This is a genomic window from Saccharopolyspora phatthalungensis, from assembly GCF_014203395.1.
Classification (GTDB): domain Bacteria; phylum Actinomycetota; class Actinomycetes; order Mycobacteriales; family Pseudonocardiaceae; genus Saccharopolyspora; species Saccharopolyspora phatthalungensis.
Genome location: NZ_JACHIW010000001.1, coordinates 5,297,589 through 5,315,707, shown reverse-complemented (window position 1 = coordinate 5,315,707; position 18,119 = coordinate 5,297,589). Strand labels below are relative to the sequence as shown.

The 18,119-nt window shown below is 64.8% G+C and carries 12 protein-coding genes; 11 read left to right on the top strand and 1 reads right to left on the bottom strand.

What is annotated here, in order from left to right; translation table 11 throughout:
* The first annotated feature begins 39 nt into the window (after positions 1-39).
* The gene (locus BJ970_RS24290) at positions 40-1,860 is read left to right on the top strand and encodes a hypothetical protein (RefSeq protein WP_184728347.1); all 1,821 of its coding nucleotides are present in this window, start codon (positions 40-42) and stop codon (positions 1,858-1,860) included.
* A 491-nt stretch (positions 1,861-2,351) separates the two neighbouring features.
* Here the strand turns inward: BJ970_RS24290 and BJ970_RS24285 are convergent, their stop codons facing one another.
* Positions 2,352-2,888, bottom strand: coding sequence for a hypothetical protein (locus BJ970_RS24285; protein WP_184728346.1), 537 nt, complete (start codon positions 2,886-2,888; stop codon positions 2,352-2,354).
* A gap of 233 nt (positions 2,889-3,121) precedes the next feature.
* On the opposite strand from BJ970_RS24285, the gene BJ970_RS38220 reads away from it, so the two are divergent.
* The 10 genes from BJ970_RS38220 (at position 3,122) to BJ970_RS24235 (ending at position 17,394) form a co-directional block, all read left to right on the top strand.
* The gene (locus BJ970_RS38220) at positions 3,122-3,481 is read left to right on the top strand and encodes a hypothetical protein (RefSeq protein ID WP_184729428.1); all 360 of its coding nucleotides are present in this window, start codon (positions 3,122-3,124) and stop codon (positions 3,479-3,481) included.
* A gap of 54 nt (positions 3,482-3,535) precedes the next feature.
* Positions 3,536-5,209: a 3'-5' exonuclease gene (locus tag BJ970_RS24275; RefSeq protein ID WP_184728345.1), complete on the top strand. Its 1,674-nt coding sequence runs from the start codon at positions 3,536-3,538 to the stop codon at positions 5,207-5,209.
* 485 nt (positions 5,210-5,694) lie between these two features.
* Complete coding sequence (locus tag BJ970_RS24270) at positions 5,695-7,299, top strand: TIGR02677 family protein (RefSeq protein ID WP_184728344.1); 1,605 nt, start codon at positions 5,695-5,697, stop codon at positions 7,297-7,299.
* The gene (locus BJ970_RS24265; RefSeq protein ID WP_184728343.1) at positions 7,296-8,504 is read left to right on the top strand and encodes a TIGR02678 family protein; all 1,209 of its coding nucleotides are present in this window, start codon (positions 7,296-7,298) and stop codon (positions 8,502-8,504) included. The genes BJ970_RS24270 and BJ970_RS24265 overlap by 4 nt, the downstream gene beginning before the upstream one ends.
* On the top strand, positions 8,488-12,609 hold the full coding sequence (locus BJ970_RS24260; RefSeq protein ID WP_184728342.1) for a TIGR02680 family protein: 4,122 nt from the start codon (positions 8,488-8,490) through the stop codon (positions 12,607-12,609). Before BJ970_RS24265 ends, BJ970_RS24260 begins: the two co-directional genes overlap by 17 nt.
* Positions 12,610-12,611: 2 nt before the next feature.
* Entirely contained in the window at positions 12,612-13,889 is a 1,278-nt protein-coding gene (locus BJ970_RS39605) for a Wadjet anti-phage system protein JetD domain-containing protein (RefSeq protein ID WP_184728341.1), read from the top strand.
* Between the two features lie 215 nt (positions 13,890-14,104).
* A complete protein-coding gene (locus BJ970_RS24250) occupies positions 14,105-14,266 on the top strand; it encodes a hypothetical protein (RefSeq protein WP_184728340.1) in 162 nt (53 codons plus the stop codon).
* A gap of 455 nt (positions 14,267-14,721) precedes the next feature.
* Positions 14,722-15,183 carry a hypothetical protein gene (locus BJ970_RS24245; protein ID WP_184728339.1) on the top strand — a complete coding sequence of 154 codons (462 nt, stop codon included), beginning with the start codon at positions 14,722-14,724 and terminating at the stop codon, positions 15,181-15,183.
* 187 nt (positions 15,184-15,370) lie between these two features.
* Positions 15,371-16,237: a tyrosine-type recombinase/integrase gene (locus tag BJ970_RS24240; RefSeq protein WP_312864380.1), complete on the top strand. Its 867-nt coding sequence runs from the start codon at positions 15,371-15,373 to the stop codon at positions 16,235-16,237.
* A gap of 812 nt (positions 16,238-17,049) precedes the next feature.
* Positions 17,050-17,394 carry an AbrB/MazE/SpoVT family DNA-binding domain-containing protein gene (locus BJ970_RS24235; protein WP_184728338.1) on the top strand — a complete coding sequence of 115 codons (345 nt, stop codon included), beginning with the start codon at positions 17,050-17,052 and terminating at the stop codon, positions 17,392-17,394.
* The last annotated feature ends 725 nt before the right edge of the window (positions 17,395-18,119 follow it).

The window sequence follows — 18,119 nt, the reverse complement described above, 5'->3', positions numbered from 1 at the left end:
CCCACAGCATCCCCGCTACCCCGCGCACTGCGCGAATGCGTGATTCCCGACGCGCAAGCGCACGACCAGCGCGAGCTGGAAACGGCTGTGCTTGCCGCATTGACACGCGGCATGGACCACCTGGTGTTCCACTCACGGGCGTGGGACTACCGGGTTGGCAGAGTTATCAAGAGTGTCCGCCCTGAACCTGATTCGGTCTCCCTTGAGCTCGATCCGCTCATTCTCGGCCCGATGCTGGGCGAGCTGCTACCGATTGGGCCCCACAAGGACGAGCAGAGCATCGAAATCGCCGGCACTGCCGGAGCACGGGCGCGGTGGCGCAAGTCTGGGCAGCTGGTGATCTCTCTAGCCGACCCCGCCTCGCACGCCGAGGTCATCGTGACCGGTGTGGGCAAACGGGAGTGGCATGCAGCGCAGGTATACGTCCGCGCAGAGAGGCCACTAGCTCTGACGCTCAATGACAGGTACCAAGACGTGCTGTCGCCAAACGAAGCAGATTTTCTGCTCATCTATCCGCGATTCCATCTGCCGATCCACTTCGTCAGCGGATTGCTACGCCGGGTCAAGATCTTCAGCACCGCATGGGCTCTCAGCATCCACGGTAGCCGCGAGTCAGCCAAACTCAGCTGGAGTGGTGCGCTGACTGTGGAGAGCGCGCTCACCGCTCTGTGCCATCCCGTCACCCAGATCACGCCCAACACGTTCACCGCAACGGAGTGGCCAGTCAGCCAAGAGGGCGAGATCAACGATCTCAACACCGCCGACCGATCGGCAAGCAGGCGGACGACTGGTTGCAGTCTCATCCTGCGAGGGGATCCGGAGACCCAGCAACGGCCGCGGGTCTCGCAACCTGGCTCAATGCCTAACTACTGGCAAGCCTGGGAGACCGCGTACGCGGGGCATCCACAGAAGCATCGCTCGTCGCAACGGCTCTCAGACCTGGTCGAATTGCGACGCGCTAACACCGGAGAAGAGCCATCACGGGCCAAGAACTGCATCGGGCCACTTGCGAACGAGACGGACGAGCGCGAGCTCCGAAACAGCCTCATTCCGGAAGCGCACTCGCTCCACCAGCGCGTGCTGGAGACCAGCCTGTTGCTGGCCATCCGTGATGGCGCTGTGCTGGTCTCGGACTTCAGGCACCGCTTTCACCAGGTCTTCCTATCCGTCAGTCCCCGGAAAGAGCGTCTAGTAGCCGAGCTCAACCCGGCAGTCAGCAATCCCTTCTTCAAAGCCTTGCTGGCAAATGAGGAGCCAAGCCCGAGCGGCGACGGAGTCCCCGGCCTACGCCTGGAATCCGGTCAAAACGGCATTGATCTCCGACTTCTTGACGAGACCGGCACGCTGACTGATGCCAAGCTCGAGATCAAGAACATCAACCTGGACGACTGGGACAAGATATGGAACGACATCAACCGCACCGTTGAGCACGAGTACCGACGCGTCGATCCGCTCCTCGACCGATCTCCACAGCTGAGCCGCGGCGAACGGGACGGGATGACTCATCAGCGAAAACGCTGTGGCCCAGTGGGACTTGGCAGCGCCATGCTGCGCAGGATCGGGCTACTAGCCGGCGCACGGGCCGTAGACGTTTGGCCTGGCCTCGGAAAGACTCAGATTCACGTCGAAATCGACAGCGGGCCGTCGATCAGCTCAATTGTCAGCGCGCTCCAACACCCAATCGCCGGAGTCACCAACTACGCCGAAGTCCTTGATGAGAACCAGACCCGGTTCGCTCAGCTACGCGAAATCCAGCCAACCGCAGACCGGTTCGTCGGCCCTACCTCAGACGCGGCTTCCCCACCTGCACTAATTCTCAGGCCTCTCACCCGGCAGGCGGCGCGGAGGCGAAATTCATGACAGCGCGTCCGTACCGTCGAGACACGTGGAAGCTCCTGGACACAGTATTGGCGTCCGACGACCGCACGCGACGCGCCAGATGGCTGATGGTCACGTCCGCCGGATGCCTCTTGCTGGTCAGCATCGGTGTCGCATTGCTGTTCTACGCTGTGCCGCTCGTCGGTACTGGGATTCTGAGCGCCCTTCTCGGTACTGCGGCATTGCGGAGACGAAAAAAACCATGATGCGCACGTGTGTCGCTTCCGGCTGAATACTGGCTCTGGCACGGTTTCACCCGTCGGCGACAACACGCTGCGCCCTGGCTGGAAACACCGGGCGAGCTGACGCCGCACACCACAACGTTCGGAAGTCTCAAGCGGACGATCCTGCCGCCTACCAACTCAGAAGAACCCATCGCAGATGCCGTACACCAGCTGCAGAACACGACTCGGCCCAAATGATTGTTCAGGGGCGACCTATAGATCATCTAGGCACTCTCGCGTGCGCGCAGTTCAACTGGAGCCCGAGCCCGACCACTCGTTCTCCGGATACAGTTCACCGACGAGCCGATAAGACGCACCGATGATCTCGTCGGCCATGCCGAAAGTCCAGACAGGCTGCCTTCCCTCGTGCACGAACCTATTGCGCAGTACTCGCCCAGTTTTGACGATATCCGCCACGTGGGCGCTGACCAGCCCTTCATCCAGCGCGATGTTGATAAGATCATTGAAGCTGCCGCCACGCTCCAGTCGCTGCTTGAGCGCCACCTCAACGGCAAAGATCGACTGCACACAGGCAACAGAAACCTGTTCATAGAGGTAGAACCCGAGCGCGAACATACCGCGCGCCGTACGCAACAACGTCGCAGGACCTTCTGGCGTTGTGGACGTGATGATCCACGACTCGGCGCACGCCTTAAGACGACCATAGGTCAAAGGACAAGACTGGCAGTGCTCGTCAACGCCGCCCCTGAGTTTGACCATTCGCGGATCGGGCTCCGGCAACGCGAACTCACCGAGCTCTGCTCCAGGTGGCGTCCACAGACTCATAGCGGTGCTCTCTCAGCTCGATGGAAGCGAACCGATGATCGTAAGCCGTGCTGCGTGAGCATGCGACCCAGTTGTCGTAGGGAGAAGAACGCCTCGGTCAACGCCACCCTCGAACCCTGCCCTTGCCGATAACTTCATCCGCCCTGGTGCGAGGCGGTGTCTGGGTAGGTCGACCGTAGTCGCTCGAACGGACGCTTTCGCTGCCGTCGAGCGCCACGGCATGGTGATCGACTGTGCTGTCGCGACTGGCCTACCTGGGTGTGACGAACGCGTTCGCCATGCTGCGCCTGCTGCCCATGAGCGACCGAGACAAGAACATCGAGATCCTCGCCTTGCGCCATCAGATCACGGTGCTCCATAGAAGGCGTCAACACGAAGATCAAAAGGATCAAGAGACAAATGTTCGGCCGCGCACAAACTTTCCCCTGCTCCGCAAACGAATCCTCCTGGTGATCCAAACAGATCCCGCCAGCAGGCCACTACTTGATCACGCAATCAGGGACAGAGCCGAAACATCGACACTCCCGCAAGGGGCACTCTTATGCGATCATGAACTCCGGAAAGGTGGCGATGCGACCGGCCGTGCAGCGTGACAGGGCGGCGGTGTGTCATCGAATGCTCGGCGGTATGGGAAGGGTTCCAGCGCTGTGCCTGAACTGATCGATACGCTGCGGCTGGACCGTCAGGGTGGCGTCGATGCGAGCGGGATGGAGTTCACCGCAATCGACGTGGAAACCACCGCGTTGCATCCCGGCAGAGTGATCGAGATCGGTGCGGTGCGGGTCAATGGCGAGGGTAGGGTTCTCGGTGAGTTCTCAACCCTGGTCAACCCCGGGCCGGGCGTGGATCCGGGCGCGACGTGGGTTCACCACATCACTCGCCGCGATCTAGATGACGCGCCCGCGCTGAGCGACGTAGCGGGATACCTGATCGAGCTGTGCACGAACAGCGTTCTGGTCGCCCACAATCTGCCGTTCGAATCGCGGTTCCTGACCGCCGAATTCGACCGGATTCGGCCACACGTTCCGCGGCTTCCCGGCGTGTGCACGTTATCGACCGCGAGATCGCTCCTACGCCTGCCGAACTACAAACTCGCCACGCTCGTGGAAGTTCTCGACCTGCCTGCGATCGCGACACATGCTGCCCTCGACGACGCCAGGGCGTGCGGTCAGCTCGTTGTCCGTCTGGTCACCGACCACGGTCTCCGATTCCGGTCCGCGCCGCGGTTCCCGGCGCTTCCGCAGCTACCGCGCGGAGGACGGTGCGCACCGCGTGTCACGGCCATACGCGCGGGCGAGCGCGGCTGGATGGCGAGCCTGATGGACAGGTTGCCCGAATCGATGCCGCATGCGCACGACCCCGCGTTGGAGGCCGCATATCGTGACCAGCTTACGCAGGCCCTCGCCGACAACAAGATCTCCGGCAAAGAAGCCAAAGCGCTCGCGCAGCAAGCGCGCACGGCCGGTATGAGCGCGGCCGACGTACGACGCGTGCACACTGAGGCGATTGGTTCCCTGCGGCGGCTTGCTGAGCAAGACGGAGTCATCACGCCGAAGGAGTATCGAGATCTCACCAAGGCCGCAGCCGCTCTGGGCGTACCAGATCTGGTGGCAGACCTGGAGTTCGTAAACAACAAGGTCGAGGCTGCTGAAAAAACGACCGTACCGCTCCGGCCTACGCGCGTTTTGGTGCTGGGGGTATCGCCTGCCGCCGACGAAACGCGCGCCCGGGTGCTGACCGAAGGGCTTGCGCTGGCGAAGAATCTCACGGCGACGGTGACGCATGTGGTGGTGGATCACACGGTGCCGGACGACGATGCCCGTAAGCGTAAAGCTGCTGGCTCTGACGTTGCGCTGTTGACCGTGGACGAGGTGGCCTCCGTGTTGGGCTGGACGACTCCGCAACACGCTGACCAACATGAACCGGCAGCCGAAGCCGTCCCGCACGAACCGCAACCTCCGGCAACGGCTCACCTGACGCAACCGCAGGACATTCCGGAACCACAGGGCCTTCCGTATCCGACCGGGCAGCCTGCCTTGCCGACCACGGAGCCCGTTGTGAACGTGCCTGCCCGGGCTCCCGGCTATCCCGTCCGCGCGTCCTCGCATCAGCCACGCCCGGCGCCTGCCCCGCGTGCCTCGGCGTTGCTGTTGTGGACCGCACGTCTCGTGCTGGGCTTCGGTGTCGTTCTCGTTGTCATGGACCTGTTGGCCGCCGCCGGTGGAGCTCCGGCCACCGCACTGATCGGCTTCGGGATCTTCGCGCTGATCGTCGTCGCGGCCGGTGAATTCATGCGCCGCAAAGCCCGAGGCCGCGTCTAGCCAACGACGCCAGAGGAGTCTCACTTAAGCCACACGCGGCCGCGTCCCGACCCGGTGATCGAGTCACGGCTATCCCCTGCCACCGCGAAGGCTGCAACGTAGTCCCCGCATGCGTCTCAAGGTGCTCTACGCGGATCGGACAACGGTTATGACTGCCACCGCGATCTTGTACCGGCTAGCGAGATCCGGCCCTGGTCGCCGATCGCGGAGCCGAACATGGCTTCGCCCTGGGCCTGCACCGGTGCATCATCGAACAACCCGTCGGTGATCTACTGGATTCTGCTGCTGTCTACAACCAGTGCTGGCGGTACGTTGCACTCCGTTGCGAACCTATCGTCAACGGACTCCGTCACGATGCTGCAGTCGTCTGCCCCTCACCCGGAGTCCTGGAAATCCTCACAAACCCGCGCAGCCGGTTGCGCGAAACGGGTGACTGTCACCGATCACGATGTGTCGAGGGCCGCGCAGCAGGTAGACACATCGGAATGGACGATGACGACGAGCTGGTGGAGGCGTGGGAATCCGCAGGGGCGAAGATCCTCGTGCTCGCTGAGGCGGGTGTGCTGCCCGGCCGGATGCCGGTCGTCAGGTACCTGGGGCTGAAGGCGGCGCCGTTCTACCGGATAGTGCTCGACGTCTTGGTCGACGAGGAGTCGCGGCTCGGCCTCCAGCTCTCCACCGCGACCATCACCCAGCGGGTGACCGAACGGCTCGAACAGGCCACCGGCGGCGCCGTCGACTGTCCTCCGGTCGCGAAACTGCTGGAGCAGCTTTACGAGTGGGGCAACGTCGACCGGATCCACAATACGCACCGCAAGGGCAGCCCTCAGGAGTACCTGCGGCAGGACTACCTGTACCAGATGACACCGGCAGGCACGGTCGTGCACCGCGAGCTCGCCAGGATCGACCAGGAGCTCGGCATGACCGGCGCGCTGCAGGCGTCGATGCTGCCTGAGGTGCGCGCGGCTCTGGTGGCGTTGGTCGCGGCGCTCGGCGAACCCAAGGCTGAGGACCGCGACCGGCAGGCATACATCGCCTTCACGCGTGTGGTGAATGGGTTCACGCAGCTGTCGGAGAACGCCAAGCTGTTCGTCCAGGGCCTGAACCGGTCGCTGAACCTCGACTCTGCGGAGAAGGCCGAGAGGTTCCTGGCCTACAAGCAGCTCGTGGTCGACTACCTGCAGACCTTCTCGATCGGCATCGCAAAGTACGCGGCGGGTATCGCCGAGGGCATCGAGGCCGCCGAGCAGCGCGGTGTGCTGGCTGCTCTTTCCGAGATCGCCGCGGTCGAGGCCGCACCCGCACTCGGCGTGTCCACGGAACAAGCCGCTGCCCGTGACGCGGAGGTGATGCGCGCCCGATGGCTCGGGCTGCGGCGTTGGTTCTTCCCCGACGGCGACCAGCAGCCAGTGGTGACCACGCTGGCCGACCGTTCCGTCGAGGCCATCAGCCGGATCATGACGACGGTGCGCCAGCTGAACGAAGAGCGGTTCCGTCGGGTGAACCGCAAGGCGGACCTGGTGACGATGGCGCGGTGGTTCTCCGCCGCCGACACCGACGTGGTCTCTCTGTGGCGCGCGGGTTTCGGGCTCTACCCGGCGCGCCACGTCGGCGCACCGCACCCAGTGGAGACCGAGATCGACATCCGTCCGGGCATCGGCTGGTGGGAAGGCGTCGCCCCGCCGATCTCACCGCGCCTGCGCACGCAGGGTCCCAGGGCGAGTGGCGGAGTCGCGTCGAGGCTGCCGAACCAGGGCAAGGCGAAGAAGCTGCTCAGAGAGAAGCAACGGGCGGAGGACGCCGCGGTGGAGGCTGCGGCCAGATCCCTCGCCGGGCGAAGTCCGTGCCTGCTGTCGAGTCTCACCCATCTCCCCGCCGAGGAGTTCGACCTGTTGTTGCGCTGCCTGGACGTCGCACTGGCCAGACGTGCGCACGACGGGGTTCGGTACGCGGAGACCAGCGACGGGCTGATCCGGGTGACGCTGCGGCCACCAGCGCCCGATGACACCGCCACCATCACCACACCGCGCGGAACCATGTGTATCGCCGACTTCCACATCACGCTGGAGGACATGGGGAGCGCCCTGTGATCCTGGAAGAGACTGCACGGGAGGAACTTCGCCAGGCCGCCCGTTATCTCGTGTTGAACCCGTTGCTGCACAACAATGGGCGCCACGCCAAGATGGCGGCGCTGGTGCACAGCCACGCTAAGACGCTCAAGGCGTGGTTCGACGATTACCTGGGCTGGCCGCTGGTGGTCGAACGAGACGTCATCCGGCTGGTCAAGGTGCCGGAACCGCGGGCGGTGACGCACCAGGACGACGCGCCGGCCGCCCGGTGCTGCGCCTTGTTCTGCCTCCTGCTCGCCACTTTGGAGGACGCGGGCGCGCAGACCGTGATCACGGAACTCGCCGACAAGGTCGCCACGATCGCCGCCGCCACCGACGGAATTCCCGCCTACGAACCGGCCGAATACTCCGAACGCAAGGCGCTCATCCAGGCGCTCCGGCTGCTGACAGCCCGCGGTGCGCTGGTTCCCGTACAGGACAGTGCGTCGACCCACGAGGACGAGAACCGGTACGTCGAGGCCGAGGGAGACGCGCTCTACGACGTGGACCACCGCACGGCGGCATTGCTGCTGGCCTGTCCCACGCCTCCGACGCGGGCAGAGAAGTACCAGCACATCACGCATCAGTCCTATCCGGATACCGTGGAGGGCGCCAACAGGCGGCGGCGTCACGCCGTCATGCGCCGTCTCGTCGACCATCCGGTGATGTACTTCGATGAGCTGACGGAGGACCAGCTGGACTACTTCCGCAACCAACGCGCGCTCTTCGTGCGCCAGCTACGGGAAAAGCTGGACACCCGCCTCGAAGTACGGGCCGAGGGCGCTGCCGTCATCGACGAAGAGCTGACCGACCTGACTTTTCCCAAAGACACCAAGGACCAGTTCGCCGCACTGCTTTTCGCGCACGCCCTCGCTGACGAACCGAACGCGACGGAACCAGGGAAGGCGGTGTCAGGCGAAGTCTTGACCAGAATCTCGGAGTGCGTGGCGCCCCACCTTGCGGCACGCGGGATCAAAGCGAGCAGTCCCAAGGACGTTCGGCAGGCAGCGCTCACCGTGCTGACCAAGCTCCGGCTGGTCGAGCCCCTTGATGACGGCGGCGTCCGCACACTGCCCGCACTCGGCCGTTACCGTAACGTCCGGGAACCCTCCGCACCGCAGGAAGAACCGGCGGCGGTGCTCTTCGCGCTGCCCGGCGACGAGGAAACCGATGTCACTCAGTCCTGACTCCGCGCAGCTGCGCAACGACCAGCTCACGACGTTGCTCTCCGGCAGTGCCCCGACTCCCACCAGCACCCGGTTCAAGCCGTTGCGCCTGGGCCTGATGGGCATCTGGCAGTATGGCAACGAGGAGTTCCACTTCCACGACGGCCGGCTGATCTTGCGCGGCCGCAACGGCAGCGGCAAGACCAAGGTGCTGGAGGTGACCAGCCCGTTCCTCCTCGACGCAAACCTCTCCGCCCGGCGGCTCGACCCGTTCGGCAACAACGCCCGGTCCATGCGCGAGAACCTTCTTTACGAGGGACGCACGCACCAGATCGGTTACGTCTGGTGCGAGTACGGGCGAATCACCGAGGACGGCAGCGCCGAGTACCGCACGATCGGCGCCGGCATGCGTGCACGGGAGACCAAGTCCGGAGCCCCGGAGTCCTGGTATTTCATCACACCGTTGCGCGTCGGCGTGGACTTCAGCTTATGCGACAACGCGGAGCGGCCGTTCGACGGCGGCGAGCTCGCCAAGCGGCTCGGCGACTCCGACGACACCGTGTTCACCAAGGCGGAGGACTACCTGGCCAAGCTCGCACGTGAGCTGTTCGGGCTGAGCCCGCAACGCCTGCACAGCCTGGTGGAGCTGCTAATCATCCTGCGCAGGCCCAAGCTGAGCGAGAACCTCAGCGTCGAGCGACTCAAGGAGATCCTGTCCAACGGCCTGCCGCCGGTCGACGAAGAGCTCGTCGCTGGTCTCGCCAAAAACTTCGACGAGCTCAAGCAGGACGAGGAGGACCTCAGGAAGTTCGTCAAGGCGCAAGAGGAGGTCGATCTCTTCCTCGACAGCTACCGCGTCTACGCGCGGAGAATGACCCGGCACATCACCAACGACGTCATCGACGCCACGGAGAAACACCAGAAGGCGCTCGACCGCGGCGAACGCGCAGCACGCGACCTCGAGAAGAACCAGGTCGCCATCACCGAGACGGAGTCCGCACTGCAGCGTCTCGACGGCGAGCAGAACATGCTGCAAGGAAAGATCCGCGCACTCGAGAGCAGTCCCGAGATGAAGAACCGCGAGGCGCTCACCCAACTCAAGTCCGGAGTGGACGAAGCGGCAAAGACAGCGAAGTCCGCCAAGCGCCGCACCGCGCGGGCGGAAAACCAACTGGTCACCGATCGGCAGGCGCTCAACGAAACAGCTGACAGACTCACCGAAGCACACAGGGCGACGGCTGAGGCCGAGGTCAACACGCGCACTCTTGCGTCGACCGCGGGCCTTCACCAGGAGCTTGAATCCGAAGTAGACAAACTGCGCACGGACTCAACAAGCGCGCGGAACACACTGGAGGGCTACATCTCGGCGCGCCGGACGGCTGTCAAGGAGACCCGGCGGTTGTACGACAACCAGCAAGAGGCCCAAGCCACGGTCAACCGGGTGCAGGCCGCGCACGACGACCTGGCCGCGCGCCGGACCAGCGCGGCAGAGCAGGTGCTAAGTCTCGAATCTGACTTCGACGACCAGGTGGCGCTGCTGTCCCAGGAGATCGTCTCGTGGTCAGGGCACTGCGTGGAGTGCCTACTCACCGACGAGCAGATCACCCGGCTTGTTGAAGCCGCGGAGCGGCTCGGGGACGAGGAAGCCCTTCGGCTGGGTGCATTGATTGCACAACACGTGGACGACGCTCGTGCCAGGTTGCAGGAACAGCGCAGCCACGTGAATGCCGAGCTGTCCAAGTTGGCCAGCGAACACGAAAACGTTACGGCGCAACGAGAGCAGGTCGCGAAAGAAACCTACCCACCGCCACCGGATCCCTTGGTCGCTCGCCGGGACCGAACCGGGGTGCCCGGCGCGCCGCTGTGGCGTCTGGTCGACTTCCATCCCGAGGTCGCGAACGACACGCGGGCGGGCGTCGAAGCCGCACTGCTCGGATCGGGACTGCTGGACGCCTGGGTCACTCCGGACGGCACCCTCGTCGACTCCGAGAGCTGGGACGCGATCCTGTTGCCGGGGCCGGCCCGGACCGGCAGTGACTCGCTGACCAGCTTGCTGCACGCCGTGCCGCACGAGCACGTCACGAAAGCTGTGGTCACTGCGGTGTTGGCCAGCATCGCGGTGTCCGGTGACGAGCAGCCGTGGGTCGCGCCTGACGGCCGGTGGGCTATCGGCCCGGCGCGCGGGCGTTCCGGGCAGGAGCAGGCAAGCTACATCGGCGCGACCGCGCGGGAAGCCGCCCGGCAACGCAGACTCGCCCTGCTCGACGGCCGGCTCGCCGAGCTCACCGCGCTGATCTCCGGTCTGGACGGCGATCTGCGGCTGTTCGACGAGCGGCTGCACGCACTCGCCGAGGAACAGCAGAAGCAACCCACCGACACCGTCGCGCGCGGTGTACTCAGCGAAATGACCGCCGCACGCAAGCAGGACGAGCAGCTCAGCGGTGAGCTGGCAAAGTCCGCGGCGCGACTTGGCACCGTGAAGGGCACGCTCGCCCAAACCGTCGAAGCACTCCGCGCCTACGCCCACGCCCACCTCACACCGACGACACCCGACCAGCTCGACACGCTGAACTCGGCCCTGACCGACCTCCACGTCGCCGTCGAACGACTCGTGGCCAGGATCGGCACAGCCCTACTCCTGGCCGTTCAGCACGGAGATGCCGAGAAACGCGTCCGCCATCTAGCAGAAGACCTCCACGGACTCGCGGAGGAGTCGGCAGCGGCAGAGCACCGCGCCACCGCGTTGCGCGAGGAGCTGGACGAAAGGACACGGCTGCTCGGTGTGGGTATCCAGGAGACATTGCAGCGGCTGGATGACGCGCGAAACGAGCTGAACAGGTCCGAGGAGGAGAGCACCGCACTCACCAACCGTTTGCGGGAGCTGGGCGAGAAACGCGGAGCCCTCAAGCAGGAGGTCGGCACCGTCACCGAGGAGGCCGGAAGGCTGCTGGACGTGCGGCAGGCCGCGGTCGTGGAGTTCCAGCGTGCCAGGAACAGGGGCTTTCTCGGCCTGATCCATGTGTCCGACGTGGATGATCAGGTAACCGACGACCTGGCTGAGGCCACTCGGGTGCACTCGCTGCTGGCCGGGGAAGAGTTCGGCAAGACCGCCAGAAACACCGCCCGCAACGACGTCGACAGCCAGTTCCGCGACCTGCAGCTGGAAATCGAGGGGCCGGACTGGCACCCGTGGGGTGATAACGACGGCGATCTCTTCGTGGTCCAGGTGACGTTCAACGGTGCCGACCACCCCGTGCCCGACCTGCGGGACCTGATCGCGGCCGAGATCGAGACCCGCAGCACGTTCGTGCAGGCGAAGGAACGCAAGCTGTACGCCGAGGTGCTGCTCGGCAAGGTGGGTGAGCACCTGCGCCAGCGCCGCCTGGACGCGAGCAGACTCGTGAAGGAGATGGACGAGCAGCTCAAACGCCACCCCACCGCCTCCAAGATGCGGATGAGCATCGACTGGAAACCCGCGAAGAACGCCGGCAAACAGGTGCACGACGCGATCAAACTGCTGGACCGCGGGTCCACGAACTTCCTCGCCGAGGACGCGCGCGACGCGCTTATCGAGTTCCTCGGCGAGCAGGTCCGGGAGGCACGTCAGCGCGCCGAGTTCGGTGACTGGAAGACCCACCTCGCCGAGGCGCTGGATTACCGCCGCTGGTCGGAGTTCGAGCTGCAGGTCCTGTTCCACGACAATCCCAAGCCAGTCGAGCTGACCGGCGAACTACACAAGAAGAAGTCCGGAGGCGAGAAGGCCGCGATGCTGCAGCTGCCGATGTTCGCGGCGGCCGCCGCCCACTACGCTGGTGCGGCGCCGACCTCGCCCCGGCCGATCTACCTGGACGAGGCGTTCGCGGGCATCGATGCAGAGATGCGGGCGAGCTGCATGGGTTTGCTGACGGGATTCGACCTCGACTTCGTCATGGCCAGCCACGACGAGTGGGGTTTCCACACGACCGTGCCCGGTCTGATGACATACGCACTGCGCCGCGACCCGGAAATCTTCGGCGTGCTCGCCACCCCGATCGTGTGGGACGGCACCCGGCGGCACAGGCTGGAGGACCGGTCTCTGAAAGCCGGGCCTGCACCGTCGATTCTCGACACGGACGAGCAGGAGTGACTGTGCGACGTGCGGTGGACCCAGCCTTGCTCGCCTGGACGAAAACCAACGGTGGCAAGGAGTTCTGTGCGAAGGCGCGGGAGAAGCTCGTGCGGGGCCGCAAGCTAGACAAGTGGCTCGAGTACACCGTGAGCGAGAAGAACCTCGAAGACCTGCAGGCGTTGTTCGGCCACGACGAGCGTGTCGTCAACGCGACCGGCGTGCAGCTGCGCAAGGCGGATCTCGCACTGCGCCGCACCCGATTCGGAATCGGCCTGCACCAGCTCCTCATCGCCGTCGACGGACCGGTCATCAGCGCGCGTGCCCGTAAACGCTACGACGACCGCGTGAGTCTGCTTCGCGTGGTGCAAGAACGAGCGGCTCTTCGGCAGGTCATGGTCCTCGTGCCGCAGCTCGACCGGGAATGCCAACTGCTCGAAGCACTCGAGCTGGGGCCGACCTCGCAGGTGCCACCGGGGTCAGCGACCGAAACGAAATCATGGCCCACCTACGAAGCCGCGATCAGAGCCGCTGCCTACTGGTACCCAGAGTCGCTGACGAGGGTCCCGTGGGAGAAGGAGGTGGCGTCCAACGCCCTCAGCGGCTCCAAGAGGTGGACGATGGCGCAGCTCGAGGCGTTCTCCCGGCTTGTGGGGATAGGCCTCAAGGAAGCCCTGCAGTGGACCGATTCGCTGATCCGCGTCGCCGGACCACTGTCGTGGACGAACCAGACACCAATCGCCGACGCGGGCCTGGCCACGCCGTGGATCGACATCCCTGCTCAGGGCTCGATCGAGTCCGGCGAGCTGCACTGCCCAGCAGACGGCGTATTGCTGGTGGAGAACCAGACGACGTTTGAGCACCTCCGCCGCAACACCGACCTAACTAAGACATGGCTCTGTGTGTGGCTCGAAGGCAACATCAGCAAGGGACTCATCCCGTTCCTGCGGCACATCAACCCGCGGCATGTCGCCGCCTGGTGCGATCTTGACCCTGACGGCATCGAGATCGTGCAGAGCGTGGAGAACGGCCTCGAACGCGACGTTCTCCCGGTCGGCATGACACCCGAGATCTGGGCAAACGGCGCGAAGCTCGCGGAGAAGAAGCCGGAAGATCACGTCATATGGCAGCACGCTGCCGCCGCACTCGCCGAGCACGGCCCGGAGCTGCTGCGCCCGCTCGCCGCCGCCATCGCCACCAACGGTGACCGCTGCGAACAGGAGACCATCCAGTTCGAGACCACACCGGTGGTCGTGCGGCAGCTCAAGCAACTCGTTACTTCATCTGGTGACATGCCATGAACCCCGGGCAACCTTGCCCTTCCCGATAACCTCATCCGCCCTGGTGAGAGTTGATTCGTCGGTGTCGACGCCGATCGCTGGAGTCGGCGCTCTCGCACGACTGGCGATCACCGCCGCGATCTTTCCGCCGTGCTGCTGCGACTGGCCTACCTGGGCATCACGAACGCGTTCGCCGTGCTGCGTCCCTGCTGCCGATGAGCGACTGAGACAAGGACATGGAGATCCTGGCCCTGCGCCGCTGCCACACAGCCACCCGTGAGCAGAGCTTCGCGATGTTGCCCGCCAGTATGCGTCGAGGGCTGCCACGAACGCCGGACGGTTGGCTGCGCCAGGTCGACCGGATGGCACTCGGAGCGCACGCGGGGGCGGCCAGCTGATCGAGTGTCCCCCGCACCAAGGACGGGGATCACACCTGCCGCCCCGACACGACCTTCATTTGGGTCAACTAGAACGACCTCGTCAAAGGTCCGCTTGAACCCCGGTTTCGGTACTTATCCGACGGTTCCGCGCGACACGCAAAGAACGACGATTTCGCCGCGAACAAAGCCAGACTTCTTGAGGCGCAGTGACTTTCGACAGCGACAACAGGCCCGAACCGGCTGGCGCTTGATCGCCATACACAGCTACCGTCCGTCGCATGAACACCTGCATTGCGCAGGTATGCCACGAATACGTGCCCGATTCCCCCCTCGGACACAAAACCTGGGGAAATTTCCCCAACGACCAGCGTCGTTGACCAGTGATATCCCGTGGCAACCTGTGGGTTGCCTCGGCGGTTGTGTTTGCGGTCATGTTCTGCATCTCCCTCCCTGTTCGTTGCGGGGTGGGGCTCGTGGCTGAGCAGATCGTGTCGGCTGTCGTACCCCGTGCGGGCGGCACGACCACGCCGTCGGTACGCCCCGTTCGGGATGTGGCGCGGGCGTTGCCGCTGCCGGTGTTACCTCATCAGGCGTCGATGACCTACGGCATGGGCCGGGTCGATGCTTCCGGCCGAGTCGCCCAGCGGTCCGTCCTGCGGACGCTGGGCTGGAGCCCGGGCGAGGCGTTGGTGATCAACATCACCCGCACCGTGATCGTGGTCCGGCGCGATCCGCACGGGCCTTTCTGCCTGGGGCACAAGCCGTACCTGGTGCTGCCCGCCCCGGTACGCGACCGCTGCCAGATCCGGGCCGGAGACCAGGTGCTGCTGGCCGCCGACCCGCAACGAGACGTGCTGATCGTGCACACCCTGGCCTCCCTCGATCAGGTACTGGTGGAGCGCCATGCCGGACTGCTGGGTGGTGAGACCGCATGACACAACCCGACAGCCAGCCCCAGGGCACTCCGGGGCCGGAGGTGCTGGAGGCGGCTCGGCTGGTGCTGCAGCGGATGGGTGTAAGCCCGCACGACCTGCTGACAACACCCGGGGACCGCACGCCAGTGCCGACCTTCGACGACTACATCACCAAGGTCTCCGACGCGTCAGCGCCGGAACCCGCCGCGTGTACAGCTCCTACTGGAAACGGATCCGCGAACACTGGGGCCAGCGCCGCCTGGACGAACCGACAGCATCCGAGATCAAACAACTCGCCGAACACGTCAGGACTCACGTCCTGCGCCGCCGCAACGCCCGAGGCGGCCGCAGCGCAGCAGAACACCTCATCGCCGCCCTGCGATGCCTCTACAACCACGCCGTCAACGACGGCCTGATCAACGAAGCCGACAACCCCGCCCGCCGCGTCCCCAAGCCCCGACGACTCCCCAGCACCCGACGAGGACTACAAGACCACCGCCTGGCCGAGATCAACCAGATCGCGGCCACCACAGGCAACGACCCAGCCCTGGACGCACTGCTACTGCGGTTGCACACCGAAACCGCCTGCCGCCGCGGCGGCGCCCTCGCACTACGCCCCGAAGACCTCGACGAAGACCAATGCCTGATCCAACTCCGCGAAAAAGGAGGCACCCACCGCTGGCAACCGGTCTCACCAACACTCATGGCCCACCTGCTCAGCCACGCCGACGAACGCGGCGCCACCCACGACGGCGGACCGCTGCTGCGCTACCGCAACCGAACACCACTGACCCGGCGCCGCTACGACCATCTCTGGCAGCGCCTCGGCAAACACCTGCCCTGGGTCGCCCGCCAGCAGATCAGCACCCACTGGCTCCGCCACACCACCCTGACCTGGGTCGAACGCAACTTCGGCTACGCCGTAGCCCGCGCCTACGCCGGCCACACCGACAGCGCCACCGGCGACGCGGGCGCCACCACCACCTACATCCGCGCCAGCCTGCAAGAGATCGCCACCGCACTCGCAGCCCTCACCGGGGAACCACACCCACTGGCCACACCACCCGAAAGGTAAACCGACACAACCCGACAACAGGAGTCAGTCCCGCAGTGCGAACCCACCCAGGCTACGGGGCTGACGCCCCAAGGTTCACGCATTTGCCCGGGTCACATCCAAACCCGGCGCTACACGAACGGATCGACCCGCAACCGGCTACGGGTTCACGATCACACGACGCGACCTCTCCTGCGGGCAGTCAGGCACCCTAGAACACCTGCTTCATCGCAACCGGTGCCGGAGCAGGAGAAAACCCTGCTAATCCAGCAAATCTCCCGCGAAACCGTATCGGAGGGCAGCCGAACCTGTCCCACTCGCGTGCGCGCTCGTCCTCGTCACCAGATCCAAGAGGCGCACGAACGTTCAGACCGTGTTACCGCACAAAACATGGAGCGAGCACGCCTCCGTAAGCCGACAGCACCGCCAGCAGCAGGCACGAACCACACAAGAACCACCGGTGCCATCGGCTACCAACCCGGGATACCTGAAGGGTGCGTTGCGCGATGAGATGGAAAGCCACGCCTATAACGTCGGGGCACCGGCCACTCACGCGGACCCCGCAATATGAGAATGATCACCACCTCGGCGCGTCACCGCACCACCGACCAAACCGAAAAACAGCCTCATCGAGAACTTCCTCCGAGCCAGCAGAGCCTCCGCGGCAGTGCCCATCCTCACCACCGAATCCCCAAGCAACGGCCTCAACGATCGCCGACGAGATCCTCGAAGCCGTCATCCCCTCGCACGCACGGCAGACCCGCACCACAGCAACACCACTCCCCCTCGGCGAACTGAGTGCGCCCTCTCGTGACGGCTCCCTGGCCTACGGCATGAGCCACCTCGATGCCTCCGGACGCATCTCCGAAAGATCGATCATGCGTGCGCTGGCCTGGCAACCCGGAGACCGGCTCACCATCAACGTGAAAGCTAGACTCGTCGTGATCCACACCGACCCGCGCGGCCTGCACACACTGCACACCAAACGCTGCGTCGCCCTCCCCGCCCGAGCACGAGCGCAATGCGGCCTCCGCGCCGGCGACCAAGTTCTGCTCGCAGCAGCACCAGACCACGGCGTGCTCATCGTGCACACACTCGCCGCACTGGACGCAATGATCATCCACTACCACAACACGTCTCAGCACAATCCAGCCGACATGAACGATTGCGGAAAATAGGCACGCCCATGGGCACAGAGATGGCGGAGGGCTCGGCACTGAACGGGCGCCGGCGATGTCCATGCGGTCGGACATCAGGTGGCCGCAAGCGCCTTCGAGGATGCGTCGCGCCCATATGGGGGCGTAAGCGGACGGCGTCGTGCACTGGAGTCGGCCACTACGGAAGAGCTCGTTCGCGCCGCGCCCGGTTGGAGCAGCAGGTCGAGAGGCAGACGCAGCCCAGCAGAGCGAGATCATATGTGATGTCGCCGTTGCGGTGGGCCAGAAGCGTCTTCAGGGGGACGCGACCAGCTACTTTGGACCTCAATCCATGCGTCGCGTAGCGCAACATCTTGATGTAACCCACCGCTGCCTGTTCAGGGGTCAGCCGAAGTCCCAGCGCCGCAGGTAACCCGACCAGACTCTGGAGAGGCCGTCAGTGAGGCGACCAAGATCCAATAGCGGCATCACGAACCTCCGAAGTCAAAGGGTCCAACAGCGGCGTGCTTGACTTCGAAGAACGGACCTAGATCAGAAAAGAAGAGTCTACACAGGCACTGACCTCGAAGACCCTTCGGCCGTCGGGACGACAGGATTTGAACCTGCGCCCCCTTGACCCCCAGTGTAGTCCACAAGAGACAGTCACCTGCGAAAACCGAGAAACCGCAGGACAAAGCGCCCCCGTTCGCAGCAGTTCGACGCAGTTGCCATGCCACTACGGTACATCCCTCGCTCCAGATTCGCTC